Source organism: Photobacterium damselae subsp. damselae (assembly GCF_038086725.1).
Lineage (GTDB): Bacteria > Pseudomonadota > Gammaproteobacteria > Enterobacterales > Vibrionaceae > Photobacterium > Photobacterium damselae.
The window spans coordinates 1,627,497-1,642,458 of sequence record NZ_CP146970.1 but is presented as its reverse complement, the minus strand read 5'-3'; the positions used below and the strand labels follow the sequence as shown (position 1 = coordinate 1,642,458).

Sequence of the window (14,962 nt, the reverse complement as noted above, 5' to 3'; positions counted from 1 at the left end):
TAAATATTTTAATTATTTGTTGGAAAGAGCCGTTTTTCCTGCCAACTTAACAATCACATTTACCGCTTTCTCCATCCCTTCAACGGTGATGAATTCATGAATACCATGGAAATTATAACCGCCCGTAAAAATGTTCGGGCAAGGTAATCCCATAAAGGATAAACGTGCGCCATCAGTACCACCACGGATTGGCTTAATATCAGGTTCAATATCGCACTCAACCATAGCCTGCTTAGCCAACTCGATAATATGAGGATATGGCTCTACCATTTCACGCATATTGTAGTAGCTATCAGTGATAGACAGCTCAATTCGACCTTTTTTATTTAGCTCTGCATTTAACTCATCAACTTTCTGCTGCATAAAAGCTTTACGTTGCCCTAAGCCATCACGATCAAAATCACGAATAATGTAGTTCAACTGAGTTTTTGCAACGGATGACTGCATTGACGTTAAGTGATAGAAACCTTCATACCCTTCTGTGCATTCAGGGGTCTCATCAGCTGGCATCATAAGTTGGAATTTAGCGGCAATATTCATTGAGTTAATCATCTTACCCTTGGCAGTACCCGGGTGAACATTAATGCCGTGAACAATAACTTGTGCCGATGACGCATTAAAGTTTTCAAACTCAAGCTCTCCAACTGGGCCACCATCGATGGTATATGCCCATTGAGCGCCAAATTTCTCAACATCAAAGAGGTTTGCACCACGGCCAATCTCTTCATCTGGTGTAAAACCAACACAAATTTTACCGTGCGGAAGCTCTGGATTTGCAACCAGTACCTCAATTGCTGTCATGATTTCAGCAATACCCGCTTTATTGTCGGCACCGAGCAAAGTCGAGCCATCAGTTGTAATAATATTGTGACCGTGTAACTTATTGAGATCTGGATACTGTATAGGAGAAAGAACTTCATCTCCTATGCCCAATGCGATATCACCACCACGATAGTTCTCAACAATTTGAGGTTTCACGTTTTTACCCGATGCATCAGGAGCGGTATCCATGTGGGCTACAAAACCGATGGCTGGTACATCATAGTCAACATTGGCAGGTAGATGACCCATCAAATAACCATTTTCATCAAGGCTAACATCTTGTAAGCCGATGTTGATCATTTCTTGTTGTAGCTCTTGGGCGAAAGTAAGCTGTCCTGGAGTGCTTGGACAATTTGTATTTGCGCCATTTGATTGAGTATCAAAGCTAACGTAGCGAAGAAACCGTTTGATTAAATTATCCATCTTACACTCTTCTCTGTTCGGTGTTACATATCCAAGTAATATCAACGTGCTAAAAAGTCAGTGAAAACAGCTTGGACCTAAATAAAAGAAATCTGGGAGTGAGCCCCAAATATTGTTATTTATCTTAACTAATTTGCGTAATATCACCATGCGATGAATCATTTTTTGCAAAATTAATTACTACTCTGATCAAACAGCGGAGTAATTGATTCTATAGCGAGCTCATAATGTTTATTATCCGTAGCAGTAAATTCATTTATCCATAATTTATCGGTACTTGATGAATCTTTAAAATGAACTTCAATCCCTGTCACCTTTGGAACAAACCATGACCCGACCATACCGCTGAGATTTGTCATTAATTGACTAAATGCCATTTGGTACTGTAAGGCTTCTTTTCCTGTAATCGTATTATGAGGCGTTCGCTTAGAGGTGAATTGATAGTGAAAATTGCAATCTTGGCCATCTGCTACGCTAATCTTAATATCTGGATTCACTTTTCTTAAATGGGCATCAACCGGTATTTTCACTTCCCCATTAGCAAGCAGCGGTAATTGCTCTGAATGCTGCTTTGAATACATGATAATCTGTTTAATGACACAAGCTTGCTGACTTTGCTTATCAATCAAAAAAGATCTGACTTCAACCAAAGAACTCTCCTGATTATATCGCTGCTTGTTATATAGCTCTGCGTAGCGAAGGTTGAGATCTTGAGCAAAGACATGATTCCCTATTAAAGCTAAACCAAGATATAGCGTATTACGAAAGTTCATTGTTCCATCCATGGTTACGTTATATTGATATCACAACTATAAAGTTATAGTGCATTAGAAATAGCTTGATAGCTAAGTCTTAAATATCAGTTATAAAAAAAGCGCATAGCTAAATATAACCATGCGCTTGTTATAAAGTTCAAGATTTATCAATTATTAAGCATCAAAAGTGTTGCCTTGAGAGCTTGTTGAACCATTCTCTGGACTTGATGGTGGTGGCGTTGAATCTTTATTGTCACCTTCAATTGTCATTACCTGTAGTGTAATACCAAACATATTGCGGTAAATAATGGCCTTCACATTAAAGAAGAATGGCAGAGTCCAAAGTAAACCAAGACCTGCTGTCGCCATTGAGATGAACATCATAATGAGGATCACAAGGTAAATAGCTGTCATTGGCATTAACTTACGTACGGTCGCCATAAACGAGTACTGGATTGCTTTTAGTGGTGTTACTCGCTTTTCACACACCAACGTCATGGCTAAACTTAACGCCATCGTTAAAAACAAACCAACCAATGGGAAGATTGTATTACCAATGCCCTGAATAGAAGACGTCAGTAACATAGTAATAATAGATACAAGAGTAAAAGAAAAACCACGTACAATCTGTCCCGGTTTTGTTGGCAGACCAACCGCATGGTTTAATGCCATTAAACTTACACCGGCATATAAAGGTGCAATCAGAACATCAGACCAGAAATTTGCCATTAGAGCAGACTGCATCAAATCCGGTGTTATGCCCTCTCCCGTAATAAAAGCATTAAAGAAAATATTAGGATCACCAAGTTGGACTTTAAGACCTAATAGCAACAGTGCAATTTGCGCAACAAACAAGCCAATAATTGCAGGTAAAAAACGAAAGAAATGTTTCGCTGTTACCTTCCAAGCTTCTTGCAACACATCGACTGCTTTTAATTCGACTTCACCTTTTACGGCTTTCTCAATTGAGCCACCAACGTGAAAGCTCTTTGTCATTGGTTCTTTCATATTCTCAAAATTCTAATTGACCTACTGCTATTGTACGTTACTCACGACGTGATTCGAAACCATATATAGAGAAAATTAATCCAAATCGCTTTAATTTGTCCCTTTTTTACCCGATAATTATTTAATTCGTCCAAAAGGTTACAATTTTCTGTAAGTATTTGGCACAATAGAGATGTATCAAGAACATTAGGAGTCGTATGAGGACACGTTTCGTAGAAAAAGCGTTCAGAGTGATGCTATTTGTTTAAGTAGTAATCACTCGGTAATAATGCTTAATTTTATAATTAATGTAATGCTTATAAAGCATTGCAATATTTATATTTTTTTGAAAAAAACGCTTTAAATTGCAAAACATCACGTCTATTATGCGCACCCTAAATTTACCAAAATAATGGAATCAGTACATGGTTCCTGGGTGGAGATAACGTAGAATTGAACGCTGCAACAACATCTAAGAAACCTGTGATTCAGCTGAAGGGTCTTGGCAAAAGCTTTGACGGTAAGCAGATCATCTCGGGTTTGGATCTAAATGTTAACGATGGTGAATTTTTAACCATCCTAGGTCCATCGGGCTGTGGTAAAACCACGGTACTACGTCTAATTGCTGGCTTTGAGAATGCTGACAACGGTCAGGTTATCATTGATGGTAAGGATGTCACTAGTATTCCGGCTGAACAACGCCATGTAAATACTGTGTTTCAGAGTTATGCACTGTTCCCTCATATGACAGTGTTTGACAATGTTGCGTTTGGTTTACGCATGCAAAACGTTAGTGCGAGTGAAATTGAACCTCGTGTAATGGAAGCATTGCGTATGGTGCAGTTAGATAAGTTTGCCCCTCGTAAACCACATCAATTGTCTGGTGGCCAGCAGCAACGTGTTGCTATCGCCCGTGCAGTTGTTAACAAACCAAAAGTTTTATTGTTAGATGAATCTTTATCTGCATTGGATTACAAACTACGTAAACAAATGCAGATCGAGCTTAAACAGCTACAACGTAAACTGGGTATTACTTTTATCTTCGTAACGCACGATCAGGAAGAAGCACTGTCAATGTCTGACCGCATTATTGTTATGCGCGATGGTAATGTTGAACAAGATGGCTCACCTCGTGAAATTTATGAAGAGCCGACAAACCTATTTGTTGCGCGCTTTATTGGTGAAATTAACGTATTTGACGCTATCGTTAAAGAACGTGTTGATGAAAAACGTATTTTAGCTGATGTTGAAGGCCGCCGAGCAACTATCCTATGTGATTTAGATGTAAATCCTGGTGATAAAGTGAAGGTACTGCTTCGTCCAGAAGATATTCGCATTGAAGAAATTCATAATGGCGATAGCGTATCTGGCATCCTTGGTTATGTACGTGAACGTACCTATAAAGGCATGACTCTTGATTCTGTTGTACAACTAGAATCTGGCAAAAATGTAATGGTTAGTGAATTCTTCAATGAAGATGATCCTGATGTAGACCACTCTCTTGATCAGAAAGTTGCCATTACCTGGGTTGAAAGTTGGGAAGTGGTACTAGCTGATGAGCAAGAAGTTTAATCTACAAAATATCATCATCTCGATCATCGTTGGCTGGCTTGTTGTTTTTGTCTTCATGCCAAACCTAATGATCATCGGAACAAGTTTCTTAACTCGAGATGATGCGAACCTAATCAAGATGGTGTTCACGCTGGATAACTATACCCGCTTGTTCGACCCTCTTTACGCAAAAGTGATGTGGCACTCCTTCTATATGGCGTTGACTGCAACCATTTTGTGTTTATTGATTGGTTACCCTTTTGCATACGCGATTGCAAAAATGCCTGAAAAGTGGCGTCCATTTATGCTGTTTTTAGTGATTGTGCCGTTTTGGACCAACTCACTGATCCGTACTTACGGTCTAAAAATCATGCTGGGCACCCGTGGCTTATTAAATAACACGCTAATGTATTTAGACATTATTGATAAGCCGCTGCGCATTATGTACACCGAATATGCAGTAATGATTGGTCTGGTTTATATCCTTTTACCGTTTATGGTACTGCCACTGTATTCGGCTATTGAAAAACTAGACAATACTTATATTGAAGCGGCTCGTGACTTAGGCGCGAACAAGTTCCAAACTTTTACTAAGGTGATCTTCCCGCTCACTATGCCAGGTATCATCGCAGGCTGTTTGCTTGTTTTATTACCGGCTCTAGGTATGTTCTATGTATCAGACCTATTAGGTGGCGCGAAAAACCTTCTTATTGGTAACGTAATTAAGAGCCAAGTTCTAAATGCGCGTGATTGGCCGTTTGGTGCAGCGACAAGTATCGCTCTAACGGTAGCAATGGCTGTACTGCTTTATGCGTACTACCGTGCAGGTAAACTTCTTAACCGTAAGGTGGATTTAGAATAATGGGTCGCTTATTTAAATTTAGCTTTATGAGTGTGGTGTATGCCTTTTTGTATACACCTATCATCATCCTGATTGTAAACTCATTCAATGCCAGCAAGTTTGGTATGAAATGGGATGGCTTTACATTCAAATGGTATGAACAACTCGTTACGAACGATAGCTTGATGCAAGCTGCTGGTCACTCGATCACTATCGCTGTTTTCTCAGCAACTGCAGCAGCATTAATTGGTAGCTTAACGGCGGTTGCCCTTTTCCGTTATCAGTTTAAGGGTAAGAAGTTTGTAACAGGTATGCTCTTTATCGTTATGATGTCACCAGATATCGTAATGGCAATTTCGCTACTTGCGTTGTTCCTACTAATGGGTGCAGAACTGGGTTTCTTGACTCTACTACTATCGCACATCACATTCTGTTTACCATTTGTTGTGGTAACCGTATATAGCCGCTTAAAAGGCTTTGATGTGAAAATGTTAGAAGCAGCTCGTGACCTGGGTGCAAGTGAGTGGGTAATTCTAAAACAGATTATTCTACCATTGGCAAAACCCGCTGTTGCAGCAGGTTGGCTATTGAGCTTTACCCTATCTTTGGATGATGTAATTATCAGTTCATTTACAACAGGTCCAACGTACGAGATCTTACCTTTGAAGATTTACTCAATGGTTAAAGTTGGTATTTCACCTGAAGTAAATGCACTAGCGACAATCATGCTGGTTGTCTCTCTTGTTCTAGTTATCTGTTCTCAGTTACTGGCTCGAGAAAAAGTATAATTACTCAGTTTTGCGCACTAAATTAAATGGCTAACTTATTGAGTTAGCCATTTTTTTATCACAAATTCCTACCCTATTAGAAACTCACGCCATTCGTTACATTTAGACACACATTTTCACTATCCAAAAATCCTTTCCTGCTTTAGATTGCGCTCCACTTTTTATCTCTTTCATCTATGAAGATACTCGAATGAAAAAATGGTCATCTCTTTTGATCGGTTCCGCTCTACTGTCTGCTAGCCTAAATGTGGCAGCAGAAGAGACTAAAGACAAACAACTTGTTTTTATGAACTGGGGTCCTTACATCTCCACTGAGCTGCGTGAGCAATTCACCAAGGAAACCGGTATTAAAGTGATCTACTCGACTTACGAGTCAAATGAAACCATGTATGCCAAATTACGTGCGCATCCTGAAGGTTATGACTTAGTTGTTCCTTCGACCTATTTCGTTGCCAAAATGCGCGATGAAGGAATGCTACAGAAGATTGATAAAAGTAAACTAACAAACTTTAATCAGCTGGATAAGAACTACTTAGATAAGCCGTTTGATCCAAGCAATGATTACTCTATTCCACACGTTATTGCGATGACTGGCCTTGCGGTTAATACCGATATGTATAATCCAGATGACTTTAATAGCTGGGCTGATCTATGGCGCCCAGAGCTAAAAGGCCAGTTAATGTTAATGGATGACACTCGTGAAGTGTTCCATATTGCTCTGCGTAAACTGGGCTATTCAGGTAATACAACCGATCCTAAACAGATTGATGAAGCGTATGAAGAGCTGAAAAAACTGATGCCTAACGTATTAGTATTTAATTCAGACAACCCTGCTGCGCCATATTTATCCGGTGAGGTTGGCTTAGGTATGTTGTGGAATGGATCTGCGGCAGCGGCACAAAAAGAAGGTTTACCAATTAAGCTTATCTGGCCAAAAGAAGGCGGGATTTTCTGGGTAGATAGTTTAGCTATTGCAAAAAATGCTAAAAACGTAGAAGCCGCACATAAGATGATCGATTTCTTATTGCGCCCTGAGATTGCAGCTAAAATCTCTGAGGAAACAGGTTATTTGACCGCAGTAGAAAAGTCTAATGCGAAATACAAAGATAACCCTACACTGTTCCCACCTCAAGAAGACCTTGACCGTGGTGAATGGCAAGATGCGGTAGGTACAATGAATAACCGCTATGAGAATTATTTCCTCGAACTGAAAGCAGGCGATAATTAATATCTTATCTGCGAGTAGCATTAATTTGCTACTCGCAGTACTTTTGATAACATTAAAAATACATACCTTTCCAACTATCGATACCATATTCTGCTATATCCCCTAACAACTGATAATAAATTCTCCAGCGATTAGTAAATATCTCGATAATTTATTAACAGCACATCATACTCTGCTATACTTATGCCATCTTTATGATTCATAATAGATATGTTTCTATACCAAGCCTGATCAATTAATTATTAATCACTTGGTCGTAGTTCTAGTTACCCATTTACTAGTGAAATACACCAAAAACTAGGGGGCGGTATTTTCCGCTAGAGAACACTCTCGAAAAATCCTGTATTTTAGTTAGGAGCTAAAAGAAATGAAAAAATGGTCTTCTTTAATGACCGGCGCTGTTTGCGCAATGGCTATGTTTTCAAGCGTAGCGTCTGCGGCAGACAACGAACTGTATTTCTACAACTGGTCTGAGTACATTCCTCAAGATGTTATTGAACAGTTTACGAAAGAAACAGGCATTAAAGTGATTTATTCGACCTATGAGTCGAATGAAACTATGTATGCAAAGCTTAAGACCAACGGTGAAGGTTACGACTTAGTAGTTCCTTCAACTTATTACGTATCTAAGATGCGTGATGAAGGCATGCTACAAAAGATCGATCACTCTAAACTTTCACACTTCAAAGATCTTGACCCTAACTTCCTAGACAAGCCTTTTGACCCAAATAACGATTACTCTATTCCGTACATCTGGGGCGCAACAGGTATTGGTGTAAATACTGACGTTATCGACAAGTCTAAAATCCACAGCTGGGCTGATTTATGGGATCCTAAGTGGGAAGGTCAATTAATGATGATGGATGATGCTCGTGAGTTCTTCCACATTGGTCTTCGCAAGCTAGGTTATTCTGGTAATACAAAAGATCCTGCACAAATTAAAGCAGCATACGAAGAGCTTAAGAAGCTGATGCCTAATGTATTAGTATTTAACTCTGACTACCCTGCTAACCCATACATGGCGGGTGAAACTTCTCTAGGTATGCTATGGAATGGTTCTGCATACCAGGCTCAGCAAGAAGGCGCGCCAATTGATATCGTATGGCCAAAAGAAGGTGCAATCTTCTGGATGGATAGCTTAGCAATTCCAGCTCAAGCTAAACATATTGATGCTGCATACAAGATGATTGACTTCCTTCTACGTCCTGAAAACGCTGCGAAGATCGCACAGCAAATTGGTTACCCAACCCCTGTTGCGACTGCGAAGAAATTCCTACCTAAATCATTTGTTAATAACCCAATGATTTACCCACCACAATCAGTACTTGATGCTGGTGAGTGGCAGAACAGCGTTGGTAGCGCAAACGAGCTTTACGAAGAGTACTTCCAAAAGCTAAAAGCAGGTGAATAATACACTGCTCTAACGCAACAAAAAAAGAAGCCGAGCTTATTAATAGCTCGGCTTTTTGTTTATAGCTCTTCTTAAACACCATGGTATCTTGATAATGTATCGCTACATTACTAACGAAGAGTTCGCGTTATTGTTCTTATAATTTAACTGAAAGTAAGCTCACTTCTTTACTTACAGGCGTTACTTCAAATTGAGAACTATTTTTAAGATCCTCAACTTGAGCTTTATTCCATGCTTCATAAGTAACAACCTTACCATCCGTGCTCACATTAACTGGCTCACCAGAAGGCACTCGACCACTCCATGAGATAGATGCAGATGCTGCTAATGCCATTGAACTAAAAGTGGTTGCAGCAACGATAGCAGCATAAAAAAGCGGTTTCATAGACATTGAATATAACCTCACATGTATTAGTTGTGATGAATTATATTCTTAGCATTTGCCTTGGCAACTGGGCAAAAATGCTAAATAGCGATCAATTGTTATACATCAAGCTTACCGAATATACCGTATAGATTTAGCACCTATTTATTTAGAAATTAAAACATGCTAATTGCACTTATTTACACCCAAGCTAATTTGTGCTTAGGATGTTTTTAATGTATTCAGGAACAATCTTAGTCGCTTTACCATAAATCTTTTCCTCAAATTCACTCTGAACCTGACTTGGCTCAAGATTTAACTCAACGGTGTGCAATCCTTGTAGTACCGCTTCATGAACAAAACCAGCGGCAGGATACACAACACCCGACGTACCAATAGAGATAAATAAATCTGCATCACAAATGGCACGATGAATGGCATCCATTCCAATTGGCATCTCACCAAACCAAACAATATCAGGTCGCATTGGAGCCGGAATTTGACAACAATGGCAGCGATCACTGGTATGAAGATCACCATGCCAATCTACCGTTTGTCCAGACTCACAACAGCGAGCCTTAAGAAGTTCACCGTGCATATGAATGACATTAACACTACCCGCTCTCTCATGAAGATTATCAATATTTTGCGTAACAATAGTCACTTTCCCTTCATGTTCTCGCTCTAACTGCGCTAAGGCTAAATGAGCGGCATTAGGAGCTACAGAGCCATCTTCAATTTGACGGCGTCTATCGTTATAAAAGTTCTGTACTAATTCTGGATTGCGTTCATAACCTTCTGGTGTTGCCACATCTTCAACTCGATGATTTTCCCAAAGCCCATCTTCGGATCGAAACGTACGTATGCCTGATTCAGCAGAAATGCCTGCTCCTGTCAGTACGACAATATTTCGGTAAGGGAAAAGCATAATAGTATTCCTTTTTATATATTCTAGTGACTTTAGTTATATCATTGATTTTATTTAAGGTGTAGATAGCACATGTTAGACATTAGTATAAATATCAACACAGAAAGAAAATAAGAATATCTCTATTGTCTGCTTAAGCAAAATTAACCAATAAAAAAGCCGACACACTAGGTATCGGCTTTGGGATATCAAATAAGCTAATGAGAGTTATCAGCTGTTTTTGGTTGTATTTTCTTTTGGTTGGTTCTCAGGAAGGTCTTTAACTTCATCAAACCATAAGTTGTGGTGCTCACGAGCCCAAGTTTCATCAACTTCACCCGTAATCATGCCATCAAGACCCGCTTCCATACCAAATAAACCAATGTAGATATGGAAAATAAAGCCACAAATCAAAATAAGAGCAGAGAACATATGAATTAAGTTCGATAGCTCCATATGACGACGTGTTTGATCAAAAATTGGGAAATCTAGAACAAAACCACTTACAGTAATAAAGATACCGAAGAAGATAAGCAGCCAGAAGATAACCTTCTCACCACCGTTCGAGAAACCTGCTGATGGATGGGAACCTTTATGTTTACCAACCATACCGCCCATTTTCATGAACCACTGAATATCAACTTTATTGAAGATACTCTTACGCCACCACTTGATTAATACAGCAAACAGCAAAATCGCAAAGATTGGCCCCATATAGTTATGGTATTGCTTAGCGGCAAAAATCACCCAGCCCCAAACATCTGTAGATAAAATTGGCTTTAAAAAGTGTTTACCATAAACCAGAGTCAGACCGCTGAAACCAAGGGTTAAGAAAGTAAATGCCATACTCCAGTGTAGAGCACGATCCATACGACTCCAGCGTTGAATTTTGCGGCCTGTTTTTGGCTTACTCAGTTTCAGAGGGCCAACAACAAAATACGCCAAAGTCACCATTGCTAAGCTACCAAAAATAGCTAATGCACCAAGCGGCGACATCCACTTTTCTTTTAAGATATACCAAGTTTGTCCTGGTACACTGATTAACACGTCATGCTCAGGCCAACCTGAAGTGGTATACCCCTTTTGACCATCTTTAACAGCGCGCCAATAATCAGCACCAGCAAAGCCAATAACTTCTCGCTTAACTACCGACTCGCCCGCAGTCAAATCGTTAGAAGAAGAATTATCAGCAGCTAATACGGATGCAGAGAACGCAACCATTAAAGCGGTGAACACAACCGTTAACCAGCGTTGAATTCGCTTAGTCATTAAAGCTCCTGCCTGCTCTATTGAACAGTTCATCAATGTGCTACCAAAGCAACACAGGGTTAGAATCAAAAAGAACAATTAGCGCTAAACGTTAAAGCCTAGCGCTAATTTTTATGGCTTAAGCCTTGCGAACTTTACTTGCATCCATAGCAAGTTCATCAGCTGCAGTGCTTGCCCAACCAGCATCTTTAGCACCACGAGCCGCCACACGTTTACTGTAGATTTCAGAGATCTTCTCTGCATCACCTGCAAGTAACGACTTAGTAGAACACATAGATGCACACATAGGCAGCTTGCCTTCAGCGATGCGGTTTGCACCGTAAAGTAGGCGTTCTTTTTCAGAGCCTGGTTCAGTATTTGGACCACCTGAACAGTAAGTACATTTGTCCATTTTACCGCGCTCAGCAAATGCCTGTTGTTTAGGGAACTGAGGCGCACCAAACGGACAAGCAAATAGGCAGTAACCACAACCGATACATAGATCTTTATTGTGCTGAACAATGCCATCTTCTGTTTGACTGAAACAATCGGCAGGACACACCGCCATACAAGGCGCATCACTACAGTGCATACAAGCAACAGAAATCGAAGTTTCGCCAGGAAGACCGTCGTTTAGTGTTACAACACGACGACGCTGGATACCCCAACCTACTGCTTCTGAGTTTGCGTTTTTACAAGCTGTCACACAGCCGTTACACTCGATGCAACGTTTTGTGTCACAAAGAAATTTCATACGTGCCATGGGTTAGCTCCTTAAGCTTTAGTAATATTACAAAGAGTTACTTTTGTTTCTTGCATCTGAGTAACAGGGTCATAACCGTAAGTGGTTGCCGTGTTAGCTGCTTCGCCAGAAACATAAGGAGCACAACCTTCTGGGTAGTAACTACGTAGACTTTCACCTTCAAACTCGCCACCGAAGTGGAATGGTAAGAATGCTAGACCTTCACGAACACGAGGTGTCACCATCGCTTTCACTTTAATACGGCCTTTTTCTGCGCCTTCAACCCAAACCATTTCGCCATCTTTAATGCCGCGATCGTTCGCATCTTTTAGGTTAAGCTCAACAAACATCTCTTGTTGTAGCTCTGCAAGCCATGGGTTAGAACGTGTTTCTTCACCACCACCTTCGTACTCAACCAGACGACCAGAAGTTAGGATGATTGGGTATTCACCTGATACATCTTTATCCTGAATTGACTTGTAAAGTGTTGGTAAGCGGAATAGGTTCGCTTTGTCATCCCATGTTGGGTAATCAACAACAAGATCTCGACGAGGTGTATACAGAGGCTCACGGTGAAGAGGCACTGCATCAGGGAATGTCCAAACAACAGTACGAGCTTTTGCGTTACCGTAAGGAATACAACCGTGCTTAATAGCAACACGCTGAATACCACCAGATAAGTCTGTCTTCCAGTTTTTACCTTCTGCAGCTTGCTTCTCTTCTGCAGTTAGATCGTCCCACCAACCAAGTTGCTTCAGCATCTTATCAGTGAATTCTGGGTAACCATCTTCCAATTCACAACCCAGAGAGTAGCTATCTACTGCAAGTAGGCTTTGACCATCATGTTCAACACCAAAACGAGCACGGAAGTTACCACCACCTTGAGCAACCGTCTTTGATGTATCATAAAGGATGTGAGTACCTGGGTGATTCATCTCAGGCGTACCCCAACATGGCCAAGGTAGACCGTAAGTTTCACCATTTGCTGGACCACCAATCGCCTCTAGAGAAGTACGATCGAATGTGTGCCAGTTTTTCTGGTGCTCTTTAAGACGCTCAGGACTTTGACCTGTGTAACCGATAGTCCACATACCCTTGTTATATTCACGAGTAATGTCTTCGATTACTGGACGGTTATTTTCAACCTTGATGTTTTTAAACAGTTTGTCTGCATAGCCCAGTTTTTGAGTCAATAAATACATGATCTCGTGGTCTGGCTTAGATTCAAACAGAGGATCAATAACCTGATCACGCCACTGAATTGAACGGTTAGTTGCTGTTACAGAACCGTAAGTTTCAAACTGTGTTGATGCTGGGAATAGGTATACATTATCAGTACGGCCATTCATTACCGATGCAACACCTGGGTACGGGTCAACAATAACCATTAGGTCAAGTTTGCCCATAGCTTTACGCATTTCAGGCCCACGAGTTTGTGAGTTTACTGCGTGACCCCAGTAGAACATGGCACGGATATTATCGCGTTGAGCAATCTTATCTTTGTTCTCAAGAACACCATCAATCCAACGAGAAACAGGGATACCCTTGCTATTCATTGGTTTTGCGCCAGCGTAAGTATTTGGATCGAAACGGCCTTGCATCCATTCATAATCCACATCCCATACGCGAGACCAGTGTTTCCAAGCACCTTCAGATAGACCGTAGTAACCAGGAAGGTTGTCAGATAGTACGCCAAAGTCTGTTGCACCCTGTACGTTATCGTGACCACGGAAGATATTTGCACCACCACCTGATTTACCCATGTTGCCAAGAGCAAGTTCAAGAATACAGTAAGCACGAGTATTGTTGTTACCTGTTGTATGCTGAGTACCACCCATACACCAAACAACACAACCAGGACGGTTTTCAGATAGCATTTTCGCCGTCTGGTAAACTTGTTCTTCAGGTACGCCAGTTACACGTTCAACTTCTTTTGGATTCCATTTCGCAACTTCTGCACGAACTTGGTCCATACCGTAAACGCGTTGACGAATAAACTCTTTATCTTCCCAACCATTTTGGAAAATATGGAACAGAACACCCCAAATAAAGGCCACGTCAGAACCTGGACGTAATGATACATAATGATCAGCCTTTGCCGCAGTACGTGTACGACGAGGGTCAACAACTACAATTTTACAGTCGTTAGTTTCTTTCGCGATCAAGATATGCTGCATTGCCACTGGGTGTGCTTCTGCAGGGTTTGAACCGATAAACAGAATTGACTTACAGTTGTGCATATCGTTAAGCGAGTTTGTCATTGCACCGTAGCCCCAAGTGTTTGCTACACCGGCAACTGTGGTTGAGTGACAGATACGCGCTTGGTGGTCAACGTTGTTAGTACCCCACATTGACACCATTTTACGGAACATGTAAGCCTGTTCGTTGTTGTGTTTTGCAGAACCTAACCAGTAAACTGAATCTGGGCCTGACTCTTCACGAATCTTAAGGATTTGCTGGCTTACTTCAGATAGAGCCTGATCCCAGCTTAGACGCTGCCACTTACCATTCACAAGCTTCATTGGATATTTAACGCGACGCGCACCGTGACCGTGTTCACGAAGTGCAGCACCCTTAGCACAGTGGCCACCAGCATTGAAAGGATGGTCAAAAGCGGGTTCCTGGTGAGTCCATACACCTTCTTGGGTTTCTGCGTAAATACCACAACCAACAGAACAGTGAGAACAAATAGTACGTTTCACTTCTTTTGGTGCGTCAGTTGGAATGAATTCCTCTGCCGCCTGTGCTTTTTTCATCATGCCTGGTGCGAACATGCTTGCACCAGCAATACCACCAGCAGCGGCGATTGATGAGTTACGAATAAATGAACGACGAGAGATACCTAGCTGGTTTTCGTCCTTGCTCACTTTGTCGGAACGTTTTGTTAGTTTCATT

General features: G+C 40.9%; 13 protein-coding genes. 5 read left to right on the top strand and 8 right to left on the bottom strand.

Annotation, left to right across the window (positions count from 1 at the left end; all coding sequences use genetic code 11):
- Positions 1-12: 12 nt before the first annotated feature.
- The 3 genes from pepT to WAX86_RS07465 form a co-directional block, all read right to left on the bottom strand.
- A complete protein-coding gene (gene pepT, locus WAX86_RS07475) occupies positions 13-1,245 on the bottom strand; it encodes a peptidase T (protein ID WP_341488550.1) in 1,233 nt (410 codons plus the stop codon).
- Positions 1,246-1,418: 173 nt separating this feature from the next.
- Positions 1,419-2,018: a DUF2987 domain-containing protein gene (locus WAX86_RS07470; RefSeq protein WP_237030034.1), complete on the bottom strand. Its 600-nt coding sequence runs from the start codon at positions 2,016-2,018 to the stop codon at positions 1,419-1,421.
- A gap of 156 nt (positions 2,019-2,174) precedes the next feature.
- Positions 2,175-2,996 (bottom strand): hypothetical protein, encoded by an 822-nt coding sequence (locus WAX86_RS07465; RefSeq protein ID WP_151183118.1) that lies wholly within the window; start codon positions 2,994-2,996, stop codon positions 2,175-2,177.
- 444 nt (positions 2,997-3,440) lie between these two features.
- Here WAX86_RS07465 and potA point away from each other — a divergent pair, with 444 nt between their 5' ends.
- The 5 genes from potA to WAX86_RS07440 all read left to right on the top strand — a co-directional run bounded on the left by potA (position 3,441) and on the right by WAX86_RS07440 (position 8,806).
- The gene (potA, locus tag WAX86_RS07460) at positions 3,441-4,559 is read left to right on the top strand and encodes a spermidine/putrescine ABC transporter ATP-binding protein PotA (RefSeq protein WP_005299476.1); all 1,119 of its coding nucleotides are present in this window, start codon (positions 3,441-3,443) and stop codon (positions 4,557-4,559) included.
- Complete coding sequence (gene potB, locus WAX86_RS07455) at positions 4,543-5,400, top strand: spermidine/putrescine ABC transporter permease PotB (RefSeq protein WP_005299479.1); 858 nt, start codon at positions 4,543-4,545, stop codon at positions 5,398-5,400. Before potA ends, potB begins: the two co-directional genes overlap by 17 nt.
- A complete protein-coding gene (potC, locus tag WAX86_RS07450) occupies positions 5,400-6,167 on the top strand; it encodes a spermidine/putrescine ABC transporter permease PotC (protein ID WP_036763913.1) in 768 nt (255 codons plus the stop codon). The genes potB and potC overlap by 1 nt, the downstream gene beginning before the upstream one ends.
- Positions 6,168-6,357: 190 nt before the next feature.
- Positions 6,358-7,395: an extracellular solute-binding protein gene (locus WAX86_RS07445; protein WP_065172056.1), complete on the top strand. Its 1,038-nt coding sequence runs from the start codon at positions 6,358-6,360 to the stop codon at positions 7,393-7,395.
- Positions 7,396-7,762: 367 nt separating this feature from the next.
- A complete protein-coding gene (locus WAX86_RS07440) occupies positions 7,763-8,806 on the top strand; it encodes an extracellular solute-binding protein (RefSeq protein ID WP_044175573.1) in 1,044 nt (347 codons plus the stop codon).
- Positions 8,807-8,942: 136 nt separating this feature from the next.
- Here WAX86_RS07440 and WAX86_RS07435 read toward each other — a convergent pair whose 3' ends face one another.
- From WAX86_RS07435 to WAX86_RS07415, 5 genes are all read right to left on the bottom strand, one after another.
- Positions 8,943-9,197: a hypothetical protein gene (locus WAX86_RS07435; protein WP_065172057.1), complete on the bottom strand. Its 255-nt coding sequence runs from the start codon at positions 9,195-9,197 to the stop codon at positions 8,943-8,945.
- 184 nt (positions 9,198-9,381) lie between these two features.
- Entirely contained in the window at positions 9,382-10,098 is a 717-nt protein-coding gene (gene cobB / locus WAX86_RS07430) for a Sir2 family NAD+-dependent deacetylase (protein WP_237035374.1), read from the bottom strand.
- 210 nt (positions 10,099-10,308) lie between these two features.
- Positions 10,309-11,346 carry a formate dehydrogenase subunit gamma gene (locus WAX86_RS07425; RefSeq protein ID WP_005299489.1) on the bottom strand — a complete coding sequence of 346 codons (1,038 nt, stop codon included), beginning with the start codon at positions 11,344-11,346 and terminating at the stop codon, positions 10,309-10,311.
- A gap of 118 nt (positions 11,347-11,464) precedes the next feature.
- Complete coding sequence (gene fdh3B / locus WAX86_RS07420) at positions 11,465-12,088, bottom strand: formate dehydrogenase FDH3 subunit beta (protein WP_005299491.1); 624 nt, start codon at positions 12,086-12,088, stop codon at positions 11,465-11,467.
- Positions 12,089-12,099: 11 nt separating this feature from the next.
- Positions 12,100-14,961: a formate dehydrogenase subunit alpha gene (locus tag WAX86_RS07415; RefSeq protein WP_341488549.1), complete on the bottom strand. Its 2,862-nt coding sequence runs from the start codon at positions 14,959-14,961 to the stop codon at positions 12,100-12,102.
- Position 14,962: the final 1 nt, after the last annotated feature.